This is a genomic window from Nocardia acididurans (genome assembly GCF_016741815.1).
GTDB lineage: Bacteria > Actinomycetota > Actinomycetes > Mycobacteriales > Mycobacteriaceae > Nocardia > Nocardia acididurans.
The window spans coordinates 173,454-199,670 of record NZ_JAERRJ010000012.1; the positions used below are offsets into that span (position 1 = coordinate 173,454).

Sequence of the window (26,217 nt, forward strand, 5' to 3'; positions counted from 1 at the left end):
TGGCTCAACTCCGCGGTTCGAGCGTTCATCCAGCGTGCCGCCGTCCAGCCGAGTCTTGGGAGCTGTCGGTGGCAGCGATGATCGTCCGTCGTGCCGCGGTGTCAATCGGTAGTGGCTCCGGCCTGCCGCAAACGGTGGGCGTCGGCTACTTCCAGAGCCAGTATCCCACACCCGGTGGAACCGTCGCGCCGATGAACCCAGGACGGGCCGTCGCGAGTCGCACGGGGGCGAGATATGCGAGCGACCCCGCACCTGCGGGTGCGGGGTCCTCAGCTCGGGATTCAGAGAGCGAACTCAGGGAACCAGAGGCCGATTTCACGCTTGGCCGACTCGGGCGAGTCGGAGCCGTGCACGAGGTTGTACTGGGTCTCGAGGGCGTAGTCGCCGCGGATGCTGCCGGGGACGGCCTTCTCGACGGGGTCGGTGCCGCCGGCGATCTGGCGGAACGCGGCGATGGCGCGGGGGCCTTCGAGGACGGCCGCGACGACCGGACCCGAGGTGATGAATTCGATCAGCGAGCCGAAGAACGGCTTCTCGGCGTGCTCGGCGTAGTGCTCGCCGGCCAGCTCCTCGGAGACGTCCAACTGCTTGAGGGCGGCGAACTTCAAGCCCTTGCGCTCGATGCGGGTGATGATCTCGCCGATCAGGCCGCGGGCAACGCCGTCGGGCTTGATCAGTACCAACGTCTGCTCAGTCACGCGGTCAGCCTAACGGGCAGGTAGACATAACAAAGAATCGCGCCCGCGAGCAAAAGGCTCGCGGACGCGACAACTGATCTCGCGAGACTCAGGCTCCGGAGATGCGCTGGCTGGGGAGTTGGCCGGCGTCCATGCGCTTCTGGACGTCGGACTTCAGGATCAGGATGAAGGCCCAGACGGCGATGAAGACCACGCCGATCACCAGGATCGACAGGTGGATGATGCCGCCGAGCAGCAGCAACACCTGCAGACCGAGGTTGAAGGGGATGGCCCAGGGCTTGCGCTGCATGCCCGCGCCCAGAAACATCACCACGGCCAGGCCCACCACGTAGAGGATGGACCACCACTTCAGGCCGCCGCCCACCGCGCTGATGACCGGCAGGGCCAGCAGCACGGTGATGGCCTCGAGGACCAGGGTTCCGGCCATGACGCCGCGCAGGCCCTTCCACGGATCGGTGGCGGGCGGCGGGACGTCGGGCTTGGATTCCTGGGCTGCGTCTTCGGGCCGCTCGCTGCGCTCGCTCACGCTGGGTCCTTTCCGAACAGGGAGCGGGCCGCCCCCGCGGTGACGACCGATCCGGTGATGACGATGCCCGCACCCGAGACCAGTTCGCCGTCCTCGCCGCCTTCGGCGAGGGCGATGGCGGTCTCGATGGCGTCGGCCAGGTCGGCCGCGACAGCCACCCGTTCGTCACCGAAGCGCTGCACGGCGAGGTTGGCCAGATCGTCCACGGGCAGGGCGCGCGGTGAGCCGTTCTCGGTGACGACGATCTCGTCGAAGACCGGTTCCAGAGCGTCGAGGATGCCACCGACATCCTTGTCACCCAGCACGGCTACCACACCTACCAGTTTGCGGAAATCGAATTCGCTTGTCAGCGTAGCCGCCAGCGCCTGCGCGCCCGCGGGGTTGTGCGCGGCGTCGAGGAAGATGGTCGGCGCGCTGCGCATGCGCTCCATGCGGCCGGGGCTGACGGCATTGGCGAATCCCGCTCGCACAGCGTCGATATCGAGCTGCCGGGACGCGCCCGCGCCGAAGAACGCCTCCACGGCGGCGAGCGCCAGCACCGCGTTGCGGGCCTGATGCTCACCGTGCATGGGTAGGAAGATGTCGTCGTAGACACCGCCGAGGCCCTGGAGTTCGAGCACCTGCCCGCCGACGGCGACGCGGCGCGAGAGCACCTGGAACTCCGAACCCTCGCGCGCCACCGCCGCGTCCACCTCGACGGCACGGCGCAGCAGCACCTCCATGGCCTCGGGTTCCTGCTGGGCGATGACGGCGACGGTGTCGCGCGGCACCAGGCCGTCGTCGACGGCCTTCTTGATGATCCCGGCCTTCTCCCCCGCGATGGATTCCAGATCCGGGCCGAGATAGTCGGTGTGGTCCAGGCCGATCGGCGTGATCACGGCGACCTGGCCGTCGATCACGTTGGTGGCGTCCCACTTTCCGCCCATGCCGGTCTCGACGACCGCGACATCGACCGGCGCTTCGGCGAAGGCGGCGTAGGCCATGCCGGTGAGCACCTCGAACTTGCTCATGGCCGGGCCGCCCGCCGCCGCGGACTGTTTGTCGATCATCTCGACGAAAGGCTGGATCTCGCGCCAGGTTTCGACGTACTTGCCGGGCGTGATGGGCGCGTTGTCGATGGCGATGCGCTCGGTGGCCAGCTGCAGGTGCGGGCTGGTGATGCGGCCGGTGCGCCGGTGCAGGGCGGTGAGCAGGGAGTCGATCATGCGGGTGACCGAGGTCTTGCCGTTGGTTCCGGCGATGTGGATCGCCGGGTAGCCCTGCTGCGGCGAACCGAGCAGATCCATGAGCGTCGCGATGCGGGTGAGCGACGGCTCGATCTTGGTTTCCGGCCAGCGCTGATCGAGTTCGGCTTCGACCAGCGCCATTTCGGCCAGATCCACCGGCGAGGTGCCGCTGGTCAGCGGTCCCTCGTCGGCGTATCGACGCTCGTCGCCGCTCACTTGCGGGCCGCCAGTGCGGCGATCTCGGTGAGACGGACGCCGATGCGGGCCACCTCGGATTCGGCGATCTCCTTGCGCGCGGTGATCTTGGCGACCACATCCTCGGGCGCCTTGGCCAGGAAGCCCTGGTTGCCGAGTTTGGCGGTGGTACCGGCCAATTCCTTCTGCGCGGCGGCCAGATCCTTCTCCAGGCGGCGCGCCTCGGCCTCCAGGTCGACGGTGCCGGAGGTGTCGATCTCGACGGTCACGGTGCCGTTGGTGAGGCGCACCTCGAGCGAGGCCGTGGCGGCGAAATCGTCGGCGGCGTCGGTGAGTTTGGCCAGGGTCGCGACATCGGCGAGCTGCCCGGTGAGGTCGGCGGCCTCGATGCCGATCAGCTTGGCGGCCACCTTCTGCTTGTCGGCCAGGCCCTGATCGCTGCGGAAGCGGCGGATCTCGGTGACCAGCTTCTGCAGGTCGGCGATGCGGCGATCGGCGACCTTGTCGGCGGCCACGCCGGAATCCTGTGGCCAGGAGGCGATCACGAGGGAGTCGCCCGCGGTGCCGGCGGTCAGCGCCTGCCACAGCGATTCGGTGACGAACGGCATAGCCGGATGCAGCAGGCGGAGAACCGAATCCAGCACATTGCCGAGCACGATGCGGGTGCTCGCCGCGCGTTCGGAGGATTCCGCGAACTGCACCTTGGCCAATTCCAGGTACCAGTCGCACAGTTCGTCCCACGCGAAGTGGTAGAGCGCCTCACAGCCCTTGCCGAATTCGTAGCGGTCGAAGGCGGCGTCGACCTCGGCGCGGACCTCGTCGAGCCGGTCCAGGATCCAGCGGTCGGTGTCGGTGAGCGTGTCGCGGGCCGGAAGTTCGCCCGGCTGCGCGCCGTTCATGAGCGCGAACTTGGTGGCGTTGAACAGCTTGGTGACGAAGCTGCGCGAGGCGGTGACATGCGAGGTGCCGATGGACAGGTCGCTGCCCGGCTGCGCGCCGCGCGCCAGGGTGAATCGCGTTGCGTCCGCGCCGTATTCGTTGATCCAGTCCAACGGGTCGATGCCGTTGCCGCGCGACTTGGACATCTTCTTGCCGTGCTCGTCGCGAATCAGGCCGTGCAGGAACACATCCTGGAACGGAACCTGCCTCTGGTCCGCGGCCTTGCCCGCGGTGAGCACGCCGTCCTCGGACACGTACATGCCGAACATCATCATGCGCGCCACCCAGAAGAACAGGATGTCGTAGCCGGTGACGAGAACGCTTGTGGGATAAAACTTCTCGAGGTCGGCGGTGGCGTCCGGCCAGCCCATGGTGGAGAACGGCCACAGGCCCGAGGAGAACCAGGTGTCGAGCACGTCCGGGTCCTGCACCCAGCCCTCGGGGGCCTGCTCGTCCGGGCCGACGCAGACGATCTCGCCCTCGGGGCCGTACCAGATCGGGATGCGGTGACCCCACCACAGCTGGCGGGAGATGGTCCAGTCGTGCATGTTGTCGACCCAGTCGAACCAGCGCGGTTCCTGGCTGGCGGGGTGAATCTTCACGTCCCCGTTGCGAACCGCGTCACCGGCGGCCTTGGCGAGCGCCTCCACCTTCACCCACCACTGCATGGACAGGCGGGGTTCGATCGGCTCGCCGGAGCGCTCCGAGTGACCGACCTGATGCTTGTAGGGGTGGATGCGCTTGACGATGCGGCCCTCGGCCTCCAGGCGCTCGCGGATCTTCAGCCGCGCCTCGAAGCGGTCCATGCCGTCGAATTCGGTTCCGCTGTCGGCGATCTTGCCGGTCTTGTCCATGATGGTGGGCATGGGCAGGCCGTGGCGCAGGCCGAGCTCGAAGTCGTTGGGGTCGTGCGCGGGGGTGATCTTCACTGCGCCGGAACCGAATTCGGGGTCGACGTAGTCGTCGGCCACGATCGGGATCTGGCGACCGGTGATGGGGTGGTAGACGGTGGTGCCGATGAGCGCCTGGTAGCGCTCGTCGTCGGGATGCACCGCGACGGCGGTGTCGCCGAGCATGGTCTCCACGCGGGTGGTGGCGACGATCACGTGCGGTTCGTCGTCGTTCAGCGACCCGAAGCGCATGGACACGAGCTCGCCGTCGACCTCCTTGTGGTCCACCTCGAGGTCGGAGATGCCGGTCTGCAGCACCGGCGACCAGTTCACCAGGCGCTCGGCGCGGTAGATGAGGCCGGCGTCGTAGAGGCGCTTGAAGATGGTGTTCACGGCGCGGGAGAGGCCGTCGTCCATGGTGAAGCGGTCGCGGCTCCAGTCGACGCCGTCGCCGAGGCGGCGCATCTGACCCTGGATCTGGCCGCCGGATTCGCGCTTCCAGTCCCAGACCTTGTCGATGAACAGTTCGCGGCCGAAGTCTTCCTTGGTCTTGCCGTCGACGGCGAGCTGCTTCTCCACCACGGTCTGGGTGGCGATGCCCGCGTGGTCCATGCCGGGCAGCCACAGCACCTCGTAGCCCTGCATGCGCTTGCGGCGGGTGAGCAGGTCCATCAGGGTGTGGTCGAGGGCGTGGCCCATGTGCAGGGAGCCGGTGACGTTCGGCGGGGGCAGCACGATCGAGTACGGCGGCTTGTCGCTGGTGGCGTCGGCGGTGAAGTAGCCCGCGGATACCCAGCGCTCGTAGGTGTCGGCCTCGACGTCACCGGGATTCCAGGACTTGGGGAGGGCATCGGCACGATTACGTGGGTTCTCAGAGGCTGCGCTGGTCACCTGGCGATTCTAAGGGCCGGGATTTTGCCACTTCCACCGGGTTTTGGATAGCCGAAGGGCGGGGCTTCCGGTGGATGAGGGACACCGCAAGCCCCGCCCTCACCGACCAGCCTACCGTCGTTTCCGGGGCGTTCTCCGAATCCACAATCAATTCTCAGGATCGCGCGTAATCACCCGTGCGGAGCCATGATTCGCGTTCGCGGAGGTTGTGTGTGATCACAGTCGGCGCAGTGCGGCCACGGTGCGGGCAGCCCGGACGCGAGCCTCGCGGGGCACAGTGCGGATGTGCCCGTGACCGTGGGATCTCTCACCGATACCGGTGTTAACGCGGGTGCCGCGACCGGTTCCGGGGTGGCCCGACCAGCGCAAGCCCGTCCGCACCGGGCGACCGGCGGGGGCGGTGTGGCGGCATATCAGCGAAATCTCAGGGAATTCCCGGTTGTGAGAACCCTTTTCGCTGCCGATCCTGAAGGGGTGAACCCCCCGCTCGACTCCGGCTCGCTACCTTCCACTCCGGCTCGGATCGTCATTCCCGATCGAGTCCACGATCTACGCGGCAATCCGATCGACGAATTGCGGTATCCGGCAAGCGCGGCCGTGATCATCACGGGGGTTCCGGGCGCGGGCAAGAGCACCGCCCTGCGCAAACTGTTCGGTCTTTCCTCGGAGGGGGTGGAACCGGCGGTGAGCGCCGCGGGCGCGATCCTGCTCGATTCCCAGCACGCCCGCAACTCCTGGCAGCGCAGGCTGGGCGCGCTCCCCTACCCGCTGTGGCTGCCCATCGTGCACGTCACCCACTACGCCCGCATCCGCCGCGCCCTGCAGGATTCGGCGGGCCCGGTGATCATCCACGACTGCGGCACCCGGCAGTGGGTGCGCCGCCTCGTCGCGGTCTGGGCGCGTGCGGCGGGCCGTCAGGTGCACCTGATCATGATCGACGCCCCGGCCGAGCTCGCCTGGGCCGGACAGATCGCGCGCGGCCGCAAGGTCCGCAAGGTCAGCTTCGCCCTGCACTGCATGAAATGGCGACGCCTGGTCGACGTCGTGGCGACGGGCGCCAAACCCCGCCCCGAACCCACGTCCGTGGTGATCCTGGACCGCGCGGCGGTGACCGGTCTGCACGAGGTGTCCTTCGCGGCGTGACGCACGCCTCCGCACCCCACCGGTATGTCGTGCATCGCAGAACCATTGCCACGACCACCTGCGGTGATGTTTTCTGACTATCACGGTTGGCGCCAGCCGCTTCCACAGCTCGAGATCGACCGAGATCGAAAGCGAGTAGTCATGCGCACTCGAACCATTCTCGCCGTCACGGCCTTCGCGGGCCTGCCCGCCGCCGCTGTGGTCGCAGCCGGAACCGCTTCCGCCGCAACGCCTGTCGTTGTCCCGCAATACGGGGTGTACGGAGTTGCGCTGTCCCCCGGCGAAACTCGGGCCCTGGCCGACGGTCCGCTGCCCGCACTGGTCGAGCACTACGCTCCCCGGAACATCATCTCGGTCAGCATCCAGCCCGATTCGGCACTCCGTCAGGAGAATTCGCGCATCTACGCGGATATGCCGCAGATCATCCGTGAGGCGGCCGACCACCCCGGCGGTTCGGTGGACGTGGTCGCGACCCCGAACGGCGTGGTGATCCTGCAGGACTGGTAGCGCATCTCGCAGGGGCGGTGCCTCGACCCCTGAGCCTCCCCGATCCTGCAACCTCTCGGGGACGAACCGCGGCCCTCGCCCACCAGGCGAGGGCCGTGGATCGCGTCAGGGGACCAGTACCTCCAGAGCGCCGGGCAGGGCGCGGAAGGTGGCGGGCAGGGCGCCGGCCGGATCGCCGTCGGCGGTGGCGGGGGCTCCCGGCGCGGTGAGTTTGATTCGGGCGGCACGGTATTGGGTGGTGGCGGGGTGGTCGATGCGCTTGCCTGAGGAGAGCGCGGGCAGCAGGCGGAGCATGTCCAGGCGGGACATGGCTCCGACGACGGTGAGATCCAGCAGGCCGTCGTCGATGAGCGCGTCGGGGCAGATGAGCATGCCGCCGCCGTAGGTGCGAGTGTTGCCCACCGCGACCATGACCGCGGGCAGTTCGATCACCGTGCCGTCGGGGTGGTCCGGGGAGCCGAACAGTTCGATGCGGTAGGGCACCGCCAGTTTGCCCGCGAGTTCGATGAGGGCCGCGGCGGTGTAGCGGAGGGGTCCCTTGGGCCAGCTCATGTGGTTGGCGCGCAGGGTGACTCGCGCGTCGAGGCCGGTGCCGGTGACCGTGGCGAACCAGGTCGGCGACTTCCCGGATTCGGTTTCCACCGCGCCGAGGTCGATGGTGCGGGTGCGGCCTGCCAGGATCACATCGATGGCGGCGGGGGTGTCATCGGGCACGCCGACCTCGCGGGCGAGATCGTTGCCGGTGCCCCCGGGGATGAGGCCCAGCGGGATGCCGGTGCCGACGAGGGCCTGCAGGACCACGCCGACCAGTCCGTCACCGCCCGCCGCGACCACGGCGTCGGGCCGGGTGCCGGGGTCGGCGAGGGTTTCACGGACCAGCCGCTCGGTGTCGGCGGCGGAGGTACCGAGGATTTCGGTGACCTTGATGCCCCGGTCGGCGAAGCCGTTGGCGGCGGCTACGGCGACCAGGGCGCCCTTGCCCGCGCCGGAGAGCGGGTTGGTCACCAGGGCGATGGATCGGATGGCACGGGGGGACGTCACGGGATCAGCTTCCCAGGGTTGAGGATTCCGGCCGGGTCGATTGCCTGTTTCACCGCGCGCAGCACCTGAACGCCGAGGTCGCCGATCTCGTCGGTCATCCACGGGCGGTGGTCCGCGCCGATGGCGTGATGGTGGGTGATGGTGCCCGACGCGGCGACGATGGCGTCACCGGCGGCGCGTTTGGCCTGGGCCCACTGGGCGATCGGGTCGTCGGCCTGCTTGGCGACGACGGTGAAGTACAGCGAGGCGCCGGTCGGGTAGGTGTGCGAGATGTGGCACATGACCAGGGCCGGTGCGCCGCCCTGGGTGAGCGTATCCACCAGGGCCGCGGTCACTTTCGCCTTGAGGTTGGCGAGATTGGACCAGCTGGTGGCGGTTTCGAGGGTTTCGCAGAGAATTCCCACGTCCAGCAGGGCATCTCGCAGGTAGGGCGCGGAGAAGCGGCCGTGTTCCCATTCCTGGGCGGGGGTTTCGCCGAGGGCGGTGCCGCCGGCGGCGGCCAGCAGGGCGCTCGCCTCCGCGCTGCGGGCCGCGACGTGCGCGGCGGTGCCCTCGAAGGTGGTGACGGCCAGGCAGCCGCCGACGCTGCCGCCGCCGATGTTCCCGGCGCGGGCCAGATTCAGGCCGGTTTCGGCCTCGTCGGACAGGCGCATGACGGTGGGGGCCGCGCCCGCCTGGATGACGGTGCGCAGGGCGTTCGCGCCGGTCGCGAAGTCGGGGAACGACCACGCCTGGTACGCCGTGGTTTCCGAGACCGGGTGCACGCGCAGGGTGACCTCGGTGATGATGCCGAGGGTGCCTTCGGAGCCGGAGAAGAGTTCGCGCAGATCGGGTCCGGCGGCCGAGGCGGGGGCGCGGCCCAGGTCGAGAGTGCCGGCGGGCGTGGCGATGCGGAGGCGTTCGATCATGTCGTCGAAGCGGCCGTAGCCCGCCGACGCCTGACCCGAGGAGCGGGTGGCGGCGAAGCCGCCGATGGTGGCGTATTCGAAGCTCTGCGGGAAGTGACCGAGCGAAAGGCCGTGCGCGGCAAGCAGTTCCTCGGCGCGCGGGCCCTGCAGGCCCGCGCCCAGGGTGGCGGTGCCGCTGATCGGGTCGACCTCGGTGAGGGTGTCGAGGCGGCGCAGGTCCACGGCGATGACGGCGGCGAAACCGGTTCGCACCGGGTCGAGGCCGCCGACGACGCTGGTGCCGCCACCGAAAGGCACGACGGCGATGGCGTTTTCGGCGCAGTAGGCGAGGAGTGCGAGCACGTCGTCGTGCGAGGCGGGGAAGACGACGGCGTCGGGGGCGTCCTGTGCACCGGAGGCCCTGCGGCGCAGTAGATCCGGGGTGCTCTTGCCGCCCGCGTGGCGGAGCCGATCGCGGTGGCCGAGCGAGACGTTGTCGGCGCCGGCCACCGCGACGAGCCCGGCACGATGTTCGGGGGTGAGTGCCGATGCGCGCAGCGGCACGTCGCCCTCATCGCGACGGGCTACCGGCTCACCGGACACCCCGAATACCTGCGCGAGCAGTCCCCGAATCTGATCCGGCAACGGCTTGTGTCCGGATGGGGAGCCCCAGGCGTCCCACACCATACTCGGGCGGGCTTGCGGCTCGCCCGGGTTTTCCGTCGATGCGGAGGCTGCTCGTGTGTCGACCATGCGTTACAGTGTGACATAGAATGTCAAGCAGTAACGAACACTACGCTCCGGTGGTGCAACCTATGGCTTCGACCGAACCATCCTCCGCCGTCGATCAGGCGATTCTCGACGCGGCGCGCGCCTGCGTCGCGGAATTCGGTGTCCGGCGCACCACCCTCACCGAGGTCGCGCGCCGCGCGGGCGTCAGCAGGCCCACCGTGTACCGCCGCTGGTCCGACACCGGATCGCTGGTGGCGGATCTGCTCGTGCGGGAACTGCGCGAGATCATCGCCGAGGCGGTGCCCGCCGACGGCACCGGCCGCGCCCGGCTGACCGCCGCCATCGTCGGCGGCGGGGCCGCCATCCGCCGGAACCCGCTGTTCGCCAAGATCTTCCGCGCCGACGCCGACGTCATGCTCACCTACGTCTTCGAACGCCTGGGCCGCAACCAGCGCGCCCTCATCGACCTGTTCGCCGAGGGCATCCGCGGCGGCCAACTCGACGGCTCCATCCGCCCCGGCGACCCGCGGCGGCTGGCCACCATGCTGCTGCTCATCGCCCAGTCCGCCGTCCAATCCGCGGGCACCGTCGCCGACCTGCTCGACTCCGACGGCCTCGACACCGAACTCACCCACGCCATCGACAGCTACCTGGCTCCAGCACTGCGCACGACGCGCCATCCGCGCGGCAATCCTCTCGAAAGGCCCGAACCATGACCGAGAACTCCACCAACTCGCGCGGCGCGCTGAACGCCGCCCAGCGGCGACGGGACCTGCAGGCGCTCGGCGACGGCGGGCGGATCGACGTGCTGGTGATCGGTGGCGGCATCACCGGTGCGGGCGTGGCCTTGGACGCGGCCGCGCGCGGGCTGCGCACCGTCCTGGTGGAGAAGCACGATCTGGCGTTCGGGACCAGCCGGTGGAGTTCGAAACTCGTGCACGGCGGGCTGCGGTACCTGGCCGGCGGCGGCGTGGGGATCGCACACGAGAGCGCGGTGGAACGCGACATCCTGCTGACGCGCACGGCGCCGCATCTCACCCGGGCACTGCCACAGGTGGTGCCGCTGCTGCCGAATATCGGTGTGGCGCAGAAACTTCTGGTGCGGGCCGGATTCGCGGCGGGCGACGTGCTGCGGCTGACCGCGGGCACCCCGGCGGCGGTGCTGCCGCGCTCCCGGCGGGTGGCGGCGGCCGAGACGACACGGTTCGCGCCCACCGTCCGCCGGGCCGGACTGCGCGGCGGGCTGGTGGCCTGGGACGGGCAGCTGGTCGATGACGCGCGGCTGGTCGTGGCCATCGCGCGGACGGCCGCGCGCCACGGGGCGTCGGTGCTCACGCGGGTCGAGGCCACCGGCGTGACCGGCACCGGCGCCACGCTGCAGGATGGTCTGACGGGTGAAACGTTCACTGTCACAGCGCGTTCGGTCGTCAACGCCACCGGCGTATGGGCCGATCAGGTGGATCCGAGCATCGAACTGCGGCCCTCACGGGGTACGCATCTGGTGTTCGACGCGGCCGCCTTCGGTGGCCTGTCGGCGTCGCTGACCGTGCCGATTCCGGGCAGCACCAGCCGTTTCGTCTTCGCGTTCCCGGCCGCGCACAACCGCGTCTACCTGGGCCTGACCGATGAGGAGGCCCCCGGGCCGGTGCCGGACGTGCCGCACGCCACCGATTCCGAGATCGACTTCCTGCTCGACACCGTCAATACGGTGTTGCGGGAACCCCTCACCCGCAACGATATTCGCGGCACCTTCGCGGGCCTGCGGCCACTGCTGCGCACGGGCGCGAACAGCACGGCGGACATCTCCCGCGAGCACGCCATCCTCACCTCCCCCACCGGGGTGATCACCGTGGTCGGCGGCAAGCTCACCACCTACCGCAAGATGGCCGAGGACGCCGTGGACGCAACCCTCGCGCACGCGGGCCTGTCCGCGTCGCCCTGCCGGACCCGCGATCTCCCGCTGATCGGCGCGGTCTCCGGCGCGGCACGTGATCGAATCCAGGCCCCTACCCGCCTGGTCGAGCGCTACGGCAGTGACGCCGCCGCGATTCTCGAACTGGTGCGGGCCAATCCGGCGCTCGGCGCACCCGTCGCCCCCGGAATGGATGTCATCGCCGCCGAATTCGTGTACGCCATCACGCACGAGGGCGCGCTGGAGGCCGACGACATGCTCGACCGGCGCACCCGCATCGGGCTGGTCGAGGAGGATCGCAAGGCCGCGACCCCCGCGGCGGAAGCGGCCTTCGACCAGGTCTGAGCTCAGAAGACGTTGCAGCCCGAACCGGCGTTGACGCCCATGCCCACGGTGACGTCCACGTAGGGGATGACGTCGTCGCCGGGGACGGATTGCTGGAGGATTTCGAGACGGTGCGGGCCCTGGGTGACCGGGGTCCACTTCGCCTGGGCCAGCGCGCCCGAGGGTTTCGCCACCGCGAACAGGATTCCGTTGTCGTAGAAGCCGACCGGCGTGACGGGGTCGTCGACGTAACCGTCGATCGTGTAGGTGCAACTGGTGCCGTATTTGGTTGCCGAGCCGACGCTGATGCCGGGATCCACGCCCACCCGGGTGCCGGTGGCGGCGGCCGGAGTGGCGAATGCGGTGACCGCGGCGGCCAGGATGGCGGTGGCGGCCGCCGCGGCGCGGGGGCGGTTCGTGGCGGCCGCGCTGTCGGGCGCGCCGGCGGCAGGCGGGTGCGCGGCGGCCGTCTCGACGGCGGGGCCTGCGGGGACGGCGTTCTGGTTCGCGATGATCGTGCCCATGTCTGTGCGTTCCTCATCGGTGCTGCCGGGGCCGGATGCGTCCGGCGCGATCCCTCGATCCTCGCGCTCCGTCGGCCGCAATGGGTGGTATTGCCGCGATTGCGCTGACTGTGTCGCGTTTTCACACTGCCTGCGCCGAGTGCCGGAATCGACCTATGCTTGGCTGCGACATTGTGAGCGCCGGACGAGGGAGGCGCGCATGGGCCGCATTCCGACCACAGTAGGACTGGCTCGCGGGGAGGGCCTGGTGGCCCGGTTCGGGGACGTCGTCATCTACCTGGGCAGTGACACCGCGTCCACCGAACGCCTGCTCGGCGCCGCCGAGACAGCGGCCGCCGCCGACGACCCGGGCGTGGCCATCGCGCAACGCCTCGCCGCCACCGTATTCACCAGCGGATCGGCGCAACCGCCCAATTTCGGCGTGATCGCACCCACCGCCGGCGGCATCCTGATCCTGCTGCGCGGCCCCGTCCGCGCCCTGGCCGAAGGCCCGGAGGGTGCGCACCGCCTCTCCGGCGAACGCGCCATGACCTGGACGGACGAAATCCTGCGCGACCCCATCCGCCGCCTCACCATCACCGCCGACGGCGACAAGCCCATCCCGCACACCGACCTCCGCTCCGGCGTCGTCCCCGCGGGCGGCTTCATCGTGCGGGCCCCGGTCAGCGGCCTTGCGGCGCAATCGAAATCGGGCAGCGGCGCGGCTTCGACGCCCAGCCCCGGCGCGACCCCGAAATCCGGTTCGGGCGCGATCTCGCGGACCGACAGCGGCGCGCTCCCGAAACCCGTGGCCGCGGAAGACCATCCCGCCCCCGACACCACGCGCCGCGCCCCGATCCCCACCCCGTCGCGCAGCCGCTTCAACGTCCCGAGCAGCACATCGGAACCGATCCCCCGCGCGACCGACACCGGGCCTGCTCGCACGGCCGAGCCCACCGCGTATCAGCCGGAGCGCGGCCGGAACACCGCGGAGCGCGCGGTCGAGACACCGACCGGCACCCCCGCGGGATCGCAGCACACGACAGCCGACCTGTCCGATGTCGCACCGGCTTTCGCGCAGACCGTGGGCGTGTTCCCCGATTTCCCCAGCGGCGCTACGCCTTCCGGCCCCATCCCACCGCCGGGCAGTTCACGAACCGACGCCACCACACCCGCCCCGCAGAACGGCACCACCGGCGAACGCAACACGGGAGAGAACGCCACCACACAGCGCCGCACCCCGGCCGAGCCCGCCGCACCGAAGTCTCGTCCCGCCACCGACGACGTGGAACCGGCTGTGACACAACGTGACAACCGTCCCGCCCCGGAGGAACAGCCGCCCACCGCCGCCTTCGACGCCCTGCGCGAAGCAGCGGAACCCGATGCCCCGGAGGCGAAACCGACCCGCGGCTCCACCCCGCTGCGAAAGTCACCCGATTCACCCTCTCCCGGCAAGGCCCACGACCCAGCCCACCCCGGTCGATCCCAGGACCCGGCCCCGCTCGGCCGCTCCCAGGACCCGGCCCCGCTCGGCCGCTCCCAGGACCCGGCCCCGCTCGGCCGCTCCGAGAATCCAGGCCAGCTCGGCCGCTCCCGGGATTCGGGTCCGCTCGGCCACGCCCGCGATTCAGCGCCGATCGGTGCGCCCGGCGCCCGTCCGGGCAGCAGCGACCGGAACCCCGTGGTCGCTCCCCCGGAAACCAGCGCGCTCGCCGCGATCGGCGCGCTCACCAGCTCGGACGGCGCGGTCTACCCCCTGGATCGCCCCTACGTGATCGGCCGCGACCCGATGATCGACGAGTCGGTCCGCCGTGCCGCCGCCTCGCCCATAGTCATTCCGCGCGACCGCCACGTCTCCCGAGTCCACGCCCACATCACCATCGAGAACAACACCATCTACGTCCGTGACGCGGGCACCCCCGGCGGCACCTTCGTAGCCGCCCCCGGCGCCCAGGACTGGATCCGGGTCGGCCAGCGCCCGGTCGAACTGAAGCCCGGCTGGAGCCTCCGCATCGGCGGCCGCGTCCTCACCTACCGCACGGAGCAACCGCAGCACTGAGCCGGCGGTCTTCGCCGAATTCGACCGCCTGCCTACTGCCCACTGGGAATTGTCGGCACGCCGGTGAATTCGAGGTCGGCGGCCAGGGCCGACCAGTCGCCCGCTCGAATGGCGGCGCGGGCGGATGCGGAGAGTGGGATGCGGTTGCGAACCGCTTGTTGGGCGGCGGCCACGTCGGCGGGGTGGTGGCCGAGGATCGTCGCGCCGACGGCGCGGCCGTGGGAGATGATCAGGCGGCGGTAGGACGGGAGGGCCGAGACTTCGAGAACGATCACCTCGTCGCCGGGACGCGGGTCGATCCGGCCGACGCTGAAGAGTTCCAGGCCGACGCCCTTGAGGAGGGTGGCCGGGGTTTCCACCGGGAGGGTTCGGTTGCCGCCGAGGGCGTTGATCGCGGCTGTTTCGGCCTGTTCGGCGGCGATGGGCCAGAGGCCGAGGACACGGTCGCGGTGCTCCGCGACATCGCCTGCCGCGTAGACGCCGGGGGCCGCGGTGCGCATGTGGTCGTCGACGAGAATGCCGCGGTTCACCGGGAGCCCGGCGCGGCGGGCCAGGTCGGCTGCGGGGCGGATGCCGGTGGCGGTGAGGAACAGGTCGCAGGGCAGCACGGTGCCGTCGGCCAGGACCGCGGAGCGGACGGCGGAAGATGCTGGGAGCCGGGAGGTTTGGTCGTGCCCGGCGCGGGGACGGGGTCGGCCGTACGGTTCGGCAGGCCCGCTGTCGAGCCGACCCTCGGGGCGAATCGCCGACCCGCCGGTGAGACGGACGGTTTCGGCGCGGTGCCGAATTCGGATTCCGGCGCGGGTGAAATGCTGGAGAACCAGGGCCGAGCAGCGCGGGTCGAGTTGTATGCGGAGCAGGCGGTCACCGCGCTCCAGGACGGTGACCTGTAATCCCAGCTGTCGCAACGCATATGCCGCCTCCAGGCCGAGCAGGCCGCCGCCCGCCACCACGGCGCGGGAGCAGCTGTGCTGCTGGGCGTAGGCGCGGATGCGCAGCGCGTCCTCGGCCTCCCGGAGCACGAAACTGCCCGGCCGGTCCAGGTCTTCGATATTCGGCAGGGCGGCGGTGGAACCCATGGCGAGGACGAGCCGGTCGTAGGGCAGCACATCGCCGGTGCCGAGGTGCACGCGCTGTGCGCGCAGGTCCAGTCCGGTGGCGAGGGTGTTGAGCCAGGCGGTGATCTGGTGGTCGTCGTACCACTGGTCGGGCAGCAGGTGCAGGCCCTGCATGGCGGAGCGCCCGTAGACCAGACGGGAGATGCCCATGCGGTTGTAGAGGCCGTGCGATTCCCTTCCGATGAGGTGGATTTCGCAGTCCGGATGCCCGCGCCGCAGGAAATCGGCGGCGGTGACACCGGCGATACCGTTGCCGATGACCACCGCGCTCACAATGGATCGGTCGAAATAGGCCGGGACAGCACCGTTTCCGGTACCGGGCTCGGGTGTGAGCGCGACCCGCACGTTCCCGCCGTTGATCCGGGCGCAGCACGCCATCCGGGTATTGTCGGCGAATCCCAAGCGGCGCAGTGTCTTCCGCTCATCGGCGGTGGGTTCACACAGCTGGTCCGCGCCGTCGAGCACCGCCACCGGATCGGCCCCGCACACCCCCATCCGGCAGCCCGCCTCCAACGGCAGTCCGCCCTTCTCGGCGAGATCGAGCAGGCTCATGCCGAGATCGGCGGCGACGCGGGTACCGCCCGGTTCGAAGGTCACCGAAGCCGCTGTGGTGGCGGTCTTTTCGGCTCCGTTCGGTCGCACACGCGGCAGCGGCAGCAGCACCGGTTCGGTGCGCACGCCCGTGTGCAGCGCGTACTGCAGTTCGCTCACCCGGGTTCGTCCCAGCCACACCACCGTGGCCGCCAGCACCGCGAGACTGATCGGCCAGTGCAGCCACGTCAGCGGCAGTCCCGTGATCGTGCCCGCGGATGCCGCGAGGATCGGCCCGGCGAACCAGTAGAAGATGTTCAAAGCCACCGCCGCATAACCCGCCGTGAGCACGGCCGGGCTCAGCGAGGTCGTCGATTCCAGTGCGAAGAACACGCCGATCGCGGCGAGCAGGAAGACCGCGAGCACCGCGTACCGCTGTCCGACCGGCACGTCGCGATGCCCGTTGAGCAGGAAGAAGCCGAGTACGAGACCGGGCAGTGCGGCGGCGAACAATTTCCGGGGCGCGATCCAGCCGCGGTCCCCGCTGTTCAGATCGGCGTGATAGGCCCCGCGCGGCGCGAAGTCGTAGCAGTTCTTGGCGCAGCCCACGCAGGGTTCGCAGTGGTTGTTGGCGACGGTGACGAACGGCGTCTGCCCGTAGGCGCGTTGCAGCGGGAACAGCGGGCAGATGCTGCTGCACCAGCCGCTCTTGCCCTTGAAGACGAGTCCGCCCAGGAAGGCCGAGGCGATGGCGGCGAGCAGGACCAGGCCGGTGCCCACGCCGCTGCGGTCGAGTCCGGCCAGGCGGGCGGCGACGAAGCCCGCGAAGAGGGTGACGGCGAGGAGATATCCGCGCTCCCGCAGCCATTCCGGTGGCGTGAGCGCCCGCGTGAACCCGAACAGGCGGGGTGCCTGGTTGGTGGCGGCCAACGGACAGGTGTTGCGCCACAGCCCCGGTGCGATCAGGAACAGTCCCGGCAGGATCAGCACGATCACCTGGAAGAACCAGAACAGTCCGGCGGCGGGGCGGGTGAACAGCAGCACGATCAGCGCGAGATAGCCGACGACGGTGGTGAACCGGATCGCCTGCCACACCCGCAGCGGCACGCTCGAGGTCAGTTCGGTGAAGGCGGGGAACAGATTTCGTTCCCCGCTCGGATCGATGCCGAGTACTCGGTTCGCGAATTCGAGTGCCCTGGACGGCAGTTGCCGGCCCGGCGGTGGTGGCGGCGTATCCGCCCCGGTCGACCCGCGATGCGTCTGCGACAGGTCCGGCGCGGATTCCGCCGTGGGCGTGTGCAATACGATGATCTCGGTCTTGCCGAGCCGCACCACGTCCCCGGTCGCCAGCACATGCCGTCCCGACAGCGGCACTCCGTTCACGGTGGTGCCGTTGCGACTGCCGAGGTCCACCACCGACAGCGCGGTGGGTGTGGGCACGAGCCGCAGGTGCCGCCGCGACACCCCGTTGTCGGCGAGCACTTCACCCGACCCGTCCCGTCCGAAGATCACCGGTCCGTCGAGTACGCGGCGACGTACCGGTCGCCCCCATTCGCGAATCTCGATCAGTGGCTGCCCCACCATCGCGCGCTCTCCGTCCCCCGGTCTCCGACTGTGGTGTCCCCCTCTGCCTATCGGCCTGAACACCGCTTACCGCAACACTGTGCACACCGGTTTCCGCGCGCGGCACGAGTGCGGGCGGCTCAGACGGATTCGCGCTGCCGGTGCAGTCGGACATACCGGTAGCGCTTGCCGACGCGACGGCATCCCGCGGCGAGTGCGAACCCGGCCGCCGCACCGCCCACCGCGCCGACGATCAGTGCCGTGATGGTGGGTTCGCGCCCGAGCAGAATCCAGGCCACGCCGAAGGCGGCCACGCCCAGCAGTCCCGCCGAGACGGTGAGACCGACGGTGGCGGCGAACCGCGCACTGCCGTGCCGCAGGCTGCGCGCATTGGATTCGGCGTACGCGAGCGCGAACAGCGCCAGCAACAGCACCCCGGCCGCCGTGGCCGTGGTGACCGGCCGCTGCGTGGTCCGCGCATCGAATCGATACGAGCCGACCTCGGCCCCATTGCGCGACAGCGTGAGTTCTCCGGTCAGATCGCCCGCGATCACATACGGGCTCAACGGCGCGGGCACTTCGGTGTCCGCACCGGCACGCACCGGCGTCTCCGTGCCACCCACCCGCTGTCCCAGCACATTCCACGACAGCCTCGCCGCATCGGCATCGATCCCACTGACCGTGATCGCCACCGGCTTCGCCACATCCAACTCCACCGCCCCACCCGCCGCCGGGTCCACGCCCGCGATCCGAACCGTCCCCGGCGCAGGCAGATTCCGCTCCGGCGCACCGATCCCGAGCACCGCCGCCCCACCGACCAACGCCGCCAGCACGGCCGCCGCCAAGAACGGCACCTGCGGCGGCGGCAACGTCACCACCTGCTGCACTGGAACCAGATCCCCGCGCTCCACATCGACCAACCGAACCCCTTGCCGCTGCAGCGGTTCCGTAGGCCGCACCCGCACCATCGGCCCGGTAGCCCAACCCCCCTGCGACCCCGGCTGCGCGAACCGATGCGTGGCGGCCTGCGGCGCTCCCGGCCCCCGCCCCGTGGCCGCTCCGGCACTGCGGGGGTACTCCCCGGCCGAACCCTCGAGTTCCGCACGCTCCCAAGCGTTTCCCGGCCCTGGCCTACGGCCGGGCTCGCGCATCCCGTCGCGCGTCCCACTTCTTGGCGGCATTCCCGATCCAGGTGCGCCTCCGCGCGCCCCCGTACCGCCTGCTGGCGGCGGCAGCCCGGGTCCCTGTGCGCCGTGACTGCTTCGCATGTTCCGGAAGGCCACCGTCTCGGGTTCCCCCGCTGCTCTCTCAGGTCCCGAACGCCCGCCCGGCGCGAGACGCTGCGGCCCACGGGTTTCCGCGCCGGGGTGCTGCGGCGTTTCGCGCGGGGGCGTGCCTGGAGGCGCGAAGGTGCCATTGTGTGGGGGCGGGGTGTTGCCGCCGGTGAAATCTCCGGTGCGGCCTTGGGTTTCGCGGGAGTGGGGGCCGACTAGGGGGGAATCGGCGGTGTCGCCCATGGGGTCGGGGAGGCGGCGTGGGGGTGGGGTGAAGGGGGTGGGGCGGGCGAGGCCGCGGGAGCCGCCCGTGGCGGCGGCGACGATGGTGTCGGCGCCGACCACGGGGATGCCGACGGGGTTGAGCCAGCCTGTGCCCCAGCAGAATGCGGCGGGCTCGGCGAGGGCGACGCCGAAGGATTCGGCGGTGTCGAAGCGTTCGCCGGGTTCGGGGGCGAGACCGCGCATGACGACTTCGGCGATGGGTTGGGGGATGGCGGGGGCCACGGTGTCGAGGGGGATGGGGTCGCCGTAGGCGTGCGCGAAGAGCATGGCGAGGGTGTCTTCGGCGGGCGGGAACGGGAGGGTGCCGGACAGCAGCTGGTAGAGCATGGTGGCCAGGGCGTAGACGTCGGTGGCGGGTGAGAGCTGTTGGCCGCGTACCTGTTCGGGGGCGATGTAGGAGGGTGTGCCGAGGATTTCACCCGCCCGGGTGACCAGCGTCTCGTCGCCGCCGACGATCTTGGCGATGCCGAAGTCGGTGAGTTTGAGGGTGCCGTTGCCGGAGAACATGAGGTTGGACGGCTTCACGTCGCGATGCAGGATCCCCTGCCGGTGCGCCACATCCAGCCCGGCCGCGCACGACAGCGCCACCGCCACGGCCGCCGTCGCCTCGAAACCCGCTGTGACGAACCGCTGTTCGACGGTCCCGCCGGGCAGGTACTCCAGCACCAGCAGGCACATGTCGTCGTGCTCGATGTAGTCGTAGACGGGCACCACGTGCGGATGATCCAGTGCCGCCATCATTCTCGCCTCGGCGACGAATCGCCGCCGCACCGACATGTCATCGGCGAACTGCGGCGGAATCTGTTTGATGGCCACTCGCCGGTTCAGCCCACGGTGCACCCCAGCCAGCACCACCCCGCACCCGCCGCGCCCGATCTGCCCGCCGACCTCGTATCCGGGCAGTGCGGCGCGAACCCGTTCGATATCAGTGCTTTTCAGGTCCTGCACACTCATTGATCAGCTCCCCCGGGCCGGTAGCGGTGCGCGCCGGGCTGCGCGCCCGGCGTCGAATCATCCATGCCGACATGCCGATACCGCGGCCCGCTGTCCGCACCCCCGGCCTCGGTGGGCACGGTCGGTGAGGCATGCCCGCCGGTGCGGATGGTGGGCTCGTCCTCCCCGCTGCCGAAAACCCGAGTGGGCCCGAAATCGGGTGCGGCGGGACCGTAGCCTGGGAACGGCCCGCCGACCGGGGCGAGGTCCGGGCGGGTGCCGCGGGGTCCCTGCTGGGAGTCGAGAGCGAGGGCGGCGGCGAGTTCGTCCTTGTCCAGGCCGAGGTCGTCGGGGTCCTGCGGGGTGGGTGAGAGGTATCCGGCCAGGAAGAAGATCGTCGCGAAAACGCCTGCCAGGGATAGCCACAGCCCCGTGCCGGGCACCCACCAGCGGGCTACGGAGGCGGTGAATCCGATCATCAGTCCGAGGCCGATGCCGGGGGCGAGCAGGCGCAGTCCGCGCTGCCAGCGGTTGACCGAAAGCCGGTGCCGCGCAACGGTCAAGGCCGAATCGGCGATGGCCAGGCCGGTGAGGCCGGCCAGGATGATGCCGAACAGCCCGTACACCGACGCGAGCGAGCCGCGCACGTCGACCACGGTGTGCACGCTGGTCACCGGATCTCCAGCGGCGTTGATCAGCGTGAGGTCGGAGCCGATCAGCCCGGTGGCCTGCCCGTCCAGTCCGGCCGGATCGAGGCGGTAGGTGAGTTTCTCGGTTTTCCCTGCGGCGATGGTCAATTCGACCGAGGTCGAGTAGGAGAAGAAGTTCAGGCCCAGCACGTGACCGGTGAAATCCACACGCCGCAGCGTGACCGCTTCTGCGGACTCGTTCTTCACCTCGATCACCACCGGCGTCACCTTGTTCGGATCCAGCCGCACCGGGTTGGCGGCGGTGGCTCCGGCGATGGGTTTGCCGTCGATGGTGGCGGTGGCGCTGATCCCGCCCGCGGCCCCGGCCGTACCGGAGCCGAACAGGGCCGCGCCCCACAGGAATACGGCGACGACCGCCAGGACCGGAGTGATTCGGGTGCGCGCGCCGTTCATCGGGACCTCCGAGCCGGAATATGGGATACCAGCCGATGGCCGTAGAACCAGCCACCGATGAGCAGGAAGAACAGCAGGACGGTCGCGGTGGTGGTGGCCCCGCCGACCCGGCTCACCAGCACGATGTCCAGCGGCGCCGCGAGCGTGCGCCCGCAGGCCGCGGTCACCTGGTGGTGTCCGATCGCGGTGTCCCCGGTGGCGAGCCGCGCGTCGAATCCGCCATCGGCGCGGGCCGTGGTGTTCCCCACCGTGGTGCCGCCGATCGAGATCTGCACCGCCGCATGGGGATCGCAGCCGGTGCCGCTCGCGGTGACCGCGCCGCCGGGTGCGGTCGCGACCGGATCCAACTGCAATCCTGCGCCGCTGACGGGCGTGCCGCCGGTATTCGGCTGCGGTGTGGTGACATTCGGCCGCGGCGTGTCGGGCACGGTCGTATCCGGTGCCTGCGGCGTATCGGGCTGCGGATTCGGTTGCGGCTGACCGGGATTCGGCTGCGGGTCGGGTTGCGGGTTGGGCTGCGGATTCCCACCCTGATTACCACCGGGATTCCCGGTATCCGGATTCCCGCCACCTGGGTTCCCCGTGCCGGGGCAGTTCCCGTCGGCCGGTTCGGGACTGCCGTCCGGGCACTTCTCCGTCTCCGGCGTCGCGCACTTCCCGTCCGACGGCATCGCACTGCCGTCCGGGCACTTACATGTACTCCCGCTCGGCACAGTGCTGCCGTCGGGACACGTCACGTCCTCGGCGCATGTGCCGTTCGAGGGCATCGCGCTGCCATCGGGACATTTGCATGTGCTCCCGCTCGGCACCGTGGTTCCGTCCGGGCACCGTACGTCCGGCTTGGTGCACTTGCCGTCCGAGGGCATCGTGCTGCCGTCCGGGCATCGACAGGTGCTTCCGCTGGGCACCGTGGTCCCGTCCGGGCAGTACACGGGCTCCGGCCTGGAGCAGTTACCGTCGGACGGCATGGCACTGCCGTCCGGGCACCAGCAGCCGTCGCTGGTCTTCACGCTGCCGTCGGGGCAGTATTCGATCACCTTGCACACGCCGCTCGGCGGCATCACGGTGCCGTCGTCGCAATATTTCACCGGGTCCGGGCATACGCCGCTCGGTGGTACGAGAGTGCCGTCGTCGCAGTAGAACTCGCAGGATGCTCCGCATCCGGTGGTGCCGGGCTGCTGGGTGCCGCCGTCCTGGGTGCCGCCGTCGCCCGGAACCTGTTGGGAGGTGATCACTTCCTGCGTGTAGACCGATCCCGGCGGCTCGACGGGAGCGGCGGGTGCGGTGGTAATCACCGGCGGCGCAGTGGTTTCCGGTGCGGCGGCTCCGATTCCGGTGGGCACCGTGAGGGTGAGCACGACCGCCAGCGCGGCGACCGATGCCAGGAAGGCACCGACCGCGCGGCACGAATATCTAAGGCCGCGTAGTAGTTTCGCATGCCGGTCATGCACGCCGGCACGCCGACTTTTCTGTGCACGTGTCATCATCCGGCGTGACCTCGCTCGCTCGATGGTAAGTCCCGAGTCCCCCGACGCGGACATTTCTCACCCAGGCGTTACACAGTTGGACGGTATCGACGGTGGATTCCGTTGACATGGGTAGCGGGCCACTCGAGTGGCCCGCTCTGTTATCGCGTCGCGTCGGCGACACGTTCATGGGCTCCGAGCCCCCGATCCCGGGGGCGCGCCCGCCATGCCCCGATCCGGCCCCCGATCCGGAGACCCGTTCGCGAGGCATACGATCCAGAGGACCGGCCCAGACACCCGCCACTCCGGAGAGGACAATGGTCCCCATGCATCGTGCGGCGCCGAAGGATGATTTCGACGAGTCAGCGCTCTCCGTCACCGAGCCGAAAACACAGGCGGCGGGGGTCGAAGCGGTCACCGTGGCCTTGGAGCGCGCGGTCGAGGAGATGGGTGTGGTGCGCACCGCCCGCACCCTCGCCCGGGTGAATCAACGGCACGGCTTCGACTGCCCCGGCTGTGCCTGGCCCGAGCCGACCGGCACCCGCCGCCCGGCCGAATTCTGTGAGAACGGCGCGAAGGCCGTGGCCGAGGAGGCCACGCTGCGCACGGTCACTCCCGAGTTCTTCGCCGCACACTCGATCGAGGAGCTGAACGAGAAGTCCGGCTACTGGCTCGGTCAACAGGGCCGTCTCACGCACCCGATGGTGTTGCGCCCCGGCGATACTCACTACTCCCCCATCGAATGGGATGCGGCGTACGCCCTCATCGCCGATCACCTGCGCGGCCTGAGCTCCCCGCACGAGGCGGTGTTCTACACCTCCGGCCGCACCGCCAACGAGACGGCGTTCCTCTACCAACTGCTGGTCCGCAGCTTCGGCACCAACAATCTGCCGGACTGTTCCAACATGTGCCACGAGTCCTCCGGCGCCGCACTGACCTCCTCGATCGGCATCGGCAAGGGTTCGGTGACCATCGACGATTTCAAGCGGGCCGATCTGATCATCGTGGCCGGGCAGAATCCGGGCACCAATCACCCGCGCATGCTGTCCGCGTTGGGCGAGGCGAAGCAGCACGGCGCCAAGGTGATCGCGGTCAATCCGCTGCCGGAGACCGGGCTGCTCAATTTCAAGGATCCGCAGACGGTGAAGGGTTTCACCGGCGGCATCAGTATTGCCGACGATTTCCTGCAGATCCGCCTCGGCGGCGATATGGCCCTGTTCCAGGGCCTGGGCAAACTGCTGTTCGAGGCCGAGGACCGCGCGCCCGGCACGGTGGTGGACCGCGCCTTCGTGGACGCGCACACCGCGGGTTTCGCCGAATACGAGAAGCAGATGCGCGCCGTGGATCTGGGCGTGGTGGAGCAGGCCACCGGCCTCACCCGCGCGGATCTGGACCGCACGGCCGCGCTGCTGGCCGAGTCCAAGGCCGTGATCATCTGCTGGGCAATGGGTTTGACCCAGCAGGTGCACGGTGTCGCCACCATCGAGGAGGCCACCAACCTGCTGTTGCTGCGCGGCATGATCGGCAAGCCGGGCGCTGGGGTGTGTCCGGTGCGCGGACATTCGAATGTGCAGGGCGACCGCACCATGGGCATCTGGGAGAAGATGCCCGAGCCTTTCCTCGCGGCGCTGGACAGCCGCTTCGGCATCTCCAGCCCGCGGGAACACGGCTGGGACACGGTGGATTCCATTCGCGCCATGCGGGACGGCCGGGGCCGGGTGTTCTTCGGGATGGGCGGTAATTTCGTCTCCGCCACCCCCGACACCGAGGTGACCGAGGCGGCGCTGCGCAACTGCGATCTGACCGTGCAGGTTTCGACCAAGCTGAACCGCAGTCATGTGGTGCACGGTCGCACCGCGCTCATCCTGCCGACGCTGGGCCGCACCGACGAGGATCTGCAGGCCGGTGCGCGCCAACAGGTTTCGGTCGAGGATTCGATGTCGATGGTGCACCTGTCCACCGGCCGCCTGAAGCCGGTGAGCGCGCATCTGCGCAGTGAGGTGGCCATCGTCTGCGAGCTGGCCCAGGCCCTGTTCGGCCCCGGGCATTCGGTGCCGTGGGCCGAGTTCCAGCGCGACTACGACCGGATCCGGGACGCCATCGCGAATGTCGTCCCCGGCTGCGCCGACTACAACGCGAAGGTCCGGCAGCGCAACGGCTTCCAGTTGCCGCATCCGCCGCGTGACTCGCGTGAGTTCCGGACCACCACGGGCAAGGCCAATTTCGGCGTCAACGATCTGCGCTGGCTGCCGGTGCCCGAGGGCCGTCTCATCCTGCAGACGCTGCGCAGTCACGACCAGTACAACACCACCATCTACGGCCTGGACGACCGTTACCGCGGTATCCACAACGGCCGCCGCGTGGTCCTGGTGCACCCCGACGACATCGCCGCGCTCGGTTTCGCCGAAGATGATCTGGTGGATCTGATCTCGGAGTGGACCGACGGCGTCGAACGCCGGGTGGAGGCCTTCCGCGTGGTCGGCTATTCCACCCCGCGCGGCAATGCCGCCGCCTACTACCCGGAAACCAACCCCCTGGTTCCGTTGGATCACGTAGCCGAACGCTCGAACACCCCCGTCTCGAAGGCCGTCACCATCCGCCTGGAACGGCACGTGCACCGCCGATGAGCCGAGTCACCGCCCGCCGCCGGACGCTGCGCATCTCCCCCGCCGGAGTCGTGCAGCGCCCGGACACCCTCGTGGTCGAGGAACCTCTGGAGATCCGCACCGGCGGCCAGTCCCTCACTGTCACCATGCGCACCCCCGGCGCCGATATCGACCTCATCCACGGCTTCCTGTTCACCGAGGGCATCATCACCTCCGCCGAGGACATCGTGACGGCCCGCTACTGCGCGGGCACCGACGAGAACGGCCAGAACACCTACAACGTCCTCGACGTCCAACTCCGCGCTCCGGTCCCCGTCCAACCCCGCAGCTTCCTCACCAACAGCGCCTGCGGCCTGTGCGGCAAGACCGCCCTCGACGAGGTCCGCATCCGGACCAACCACCCCATCCCCGCCGCGGGCCCGGACCTCGACCCCCGGATCCTGGCCGCCCTCCCCGGCGAACTCCGTTCCCGCCAATCGGTTTTCGACGCCACCGGCGGCCTGCACGCGGCGGGGCTGTTCACCCCCGACGGCGAAGCCCTGGCCGTCCGCGAGGACGTGGGCCGCCACAACGCCGTCGACAAACTCCTCGGCTGGGCCCTGCGCGAGCACCGCATCCCCGCCCACGACCTCATCCTGATGGTCTCCGGCCGCGCCTCCTTCGAACTGGTCCAGAAGGCCGTCATGGCCGGCATCCCCGCCCTCGGCGCGGTCTCGGCCCCCAGTTCCCTGGCCGTCGACCTGGCCGTCGAATCCGGCATGACCCTCATCGGTTTCCTGCGCGGCGAGTCCATGAACGTCTACTCCGGCTTCGACCGTGTGCGTCTCGAAGCCGCCGACCGCTCAGCGAGCCATCCCCTGTAAAC

Annotated in this window: 19 protein-coding genes; 8 read left to right on the forward strand and 11 right to left on the reverse strand. The window is 69.9% G+C overall.

Going from position 1 to position 26,217, the window contains the following annotated elements:
- Positions 1-281: 281 nt before the first annotated feature.
- The 4 genes from ndk to JK358_RS29460 all read right to left on the reverse strand — a co-directional run bounded on the left by ndk (position 282) and on the right by JK358_RS29460 (position 5,365).
- Positions 282-698 (reverse strand): nucleoside-diphosphate kinase, encoded by a 417-nt coding sequence (ndk, locus tag JK358_RS29445; protein ID WP_201954082.1) that lies wholly within the window; start codon positions 696-698, stop codon positions 282-284.
- 88 nt (positions 699-786) lie between these two features.
- Positions 787-1,125, reverse strand: coding sequence for a DUF4233 domain-containing protein (locus JK358_RS29450; RefSeq protein WP_201954412.1), 339 nt, complete (start codon positions 1,123-1,125; stop codon positions 787-789).
- 95 nt (positions 1,126-1,220) lie between these two features.
- Complete coding sequence (folC, locus tag JK358_RS29455; protein ID WP_443677913.1) at positions 1,221-2,666, reverse strand: bifunctional tetrahydrofolate synthase/dihydrofolate synthase; 1,446 nt, start codon at positions 2,664-2,666, stop codon at positions 1,221-1,223.
- Entirely contained in the window at positions 2,663-5,365 is a 2,703-nt protein-coding gene (locus JK358_RS29460) for a valine--tRNA ligase (protein ID WP_201954090.1), read from the reverse strand. The genes folC and JK358_RS29460 overlap by 4 nt, the downstream gene beginning before the upstream one ends.
- Positions 5,366-5,839: 474 nt before the next feature.
- On the opposite strand from JK358_RS29460, the gene JK358_RS29465 reads away from it, so the two are divergent.
- Both JK358_RS29465 and JK358_RS29470 read left to right on the forward strand, forming a co-directional pair.
- A complete protein-coding gene (locus tag JK358_RS29465) occupies positions 5,840-6,508 on the forward strand; it encodes an AAA family ATPase (RefSeq protein ID WP_307817793.1) in 669 nt (222 codons plus the stop codon).
- Positions 6,509-6,649: 141 nt separating this feature from the next.
- Positions 6,650-7,015, forward strand: coding sequence for a hypothetical protein (locus JK358_RS29470; RefSeq protein WP_201954093.1), 366 nt, complete (start codon positions 6,650-6,652; stop codon positions 7,013-7,015).
- Positions 7,016-7,120: 105 nt separating this feature from the next.
- Here JK358_RS29470 and JK358_RS29475 read toward each other — a convergent pair whose 3' ends face one another.
- Complete coding sequence (locus JK358_RS29475; protein ID WP_201954095.1) at positions 7,121-8,056, reverse strand: diacylglycerol/lipid kinase family protein; 936 nt, start codon at positions 8,054-8,056, stop codon at positions 7,121-7,123.
- On the reverse strand, positions 8,053-9,696 hold the full coding sequence (locus JK358_RS29480; protein WP_372440747.1) for an FAD-binding oxidoreductase: 1,644 nt from the start codon (positions 9,694-9,696) through the stop codon (positions 8,053-8,055). Before JK358_RS29480 ends, JK358_RS29475 begins: the two co-directional genes overlap by 4 nt.
- Before the next feature lie 62 nt (positions 9,697-9,758).
- Here JK358_RS29480 and JK358_RS29485 point away from each other — a divergent pair, with 62 nt between their 5' ends.
- Complete coding sequence (locus tag JK358_RS29485; protein ID WP_232852099.1) at positions 9,759-10,391, forward strand: TetR/AcrR family transcriptional regulator; 633 nt, start codon at positions 9,759-9,761, stop codon at positions 10,389-10,391.
- Positions 10,388-11,932: a glycerol-3-phosphate dehydrogenase/oxidase gene (locus tag JK358_RS29490; RefSeq protein WP_201954099.1), complete on the forward strand. Its 1,545-nt coding sequence runs from the start codon at positions 10,388-10,390 to the stop codon at positions 11,930-11,932. The genes JK358_RS29485 and JK358_RS29490 overlap by 4 nt, the downstream gene beginning before the upstream one ends.
- Positions 11,933-11,934: 2 nt before the next feature.
- Here JK358_RS29490 and JK358_RS29495 read toward each other — a convergent pair whose 3' ends face one another.
- Entirely contained in the window at positions 11,935-12,435 is a 501-nt protein-coding gene (locus JK358_RS29495; protein WP_201954101.1) for a hypothetical protein, read from the reverse strand.
- A gap of 199 nt (positions 12,436-12,634) precedes the next feature.
- Here JK358_RS29495 and JK358_RS29500 point away from each other — a divergent pair, with 199 nt between their 5' ends.
- Positions 12,635-14,473 (forward strand): FHA domain-containing protein, encoded by a 1,839-nt coding sequence (locus JK358_RS29500; RefSeq protein WP_201954103.1) that lies wholly within the window; start codon positions 12,635-12,637, stop codon positions 14,471-14,473.
- A 32-nt stretch (positions 14,474-14,505) separates the two neighbouring features.
- Here JK358_RS29500 and JK358_RS29505 read toward each other — a convergent pair whose 3' ends face one another.
- From JK358_RS29505 to JK358_RS29520, 4 genes are all read right to left on the reverse strand, one after another.
- The gene (locus tag JK358_RS29505) at positions 14,506-17,706 is read right to left on the reverse strand and encodes an FAD-dependent oxidoreductase (protein ID WP_201954105.1); all 3,201 of its coding nucleotides are present in this window, start codon (positions 17,704-17,706) and stop codon (positions 14,506-14,508) included.
- 119 nt (positions 17,707-17,825) lie between these two features.
- Positions 17,826-20,198, reverse strand: coding sequence for a serine/threonine-protein kinase (locus JK358_RS29510; protein WP_201954107.1), 2,373 nt, complete (start codon positions 20,196-20,198; stop codon positions 17,826-17,828).
- The gene (locus JK358_RS29515) at positions 20,195-21,280 is read right to left on the reverse strand and encodes a hypothetical protein (protein ID WP_201954110.1); all 1,086 of its coding nucleotides are present in this window, start codon (positions 21,278-21,280) and stop codon (positions 20,195-20,197) included. The genes JK358_RS29510 and JK358_RS29515 overlap by 4 nt, the downstream gene beginning before the upstream one ends.
- Complete coding sequence (locus tag JK358_RS29520; protein WP_201954112.1) at positions 21,277-21,708, reverse strand: hypothetical protein; 432 nt, start codon at positions 21,706-21,708, stop codon at positions 21,277-21,279. The genes JK358_RS29515 and JK358_RS29520 overlap by 4 nt, the downstream gene beginning before the upstream one ends.
- Positions 21,709-21,862: 154 nt before the next feature.
- Between JK358_RS29520 and JK358_RS29525 the strand changes: the two genes are divergently transcribed.
- The 3 genes from JK358_RS29525 (at position 21,863) to fdhD (ending at position 26,215) form a co-directional block, all read left to right on the forward strand.
- Positions 21,863-22,420: a hypothetical protein gene (locus tag JK358_RS29525; RefSeq protein WP_201954114.1), complete on the forward strand. Its 558-nt coding sequence runs from the start codon at positions 21,863-21,865 to the stop codon at positions 22,418-22,420.
- 652 nt (positions 22,421-23,072) lie between these two features.
- Positions 23,073-25,373 (forward strand): FdhF/YdeP family oxidoreductase, encoded by a 2,301-nt coding sequence (locus tag JK358_RS29530; protein WP_201954121.1) that lies wholly within the window; start codon positions 23,073-23,075, stop codon positions 25,371-25,373.
- A complete protein-coding gene (gene fdhD, locus JK358_RS29535; protein WP_201954123.1) occupies positions 25,370-26,215 on the forward strand; it encodes a formate dehydrogenase accessory sulfurtransferase FdhD in 846 nt (281 codons plus the stop codon). Before JK358_RS29530 ends, fdhD begins: the two co-directional genes overlap by 4 nt.
- Positions 26,216-26,217: the final 2 nt, after the last annotated feature.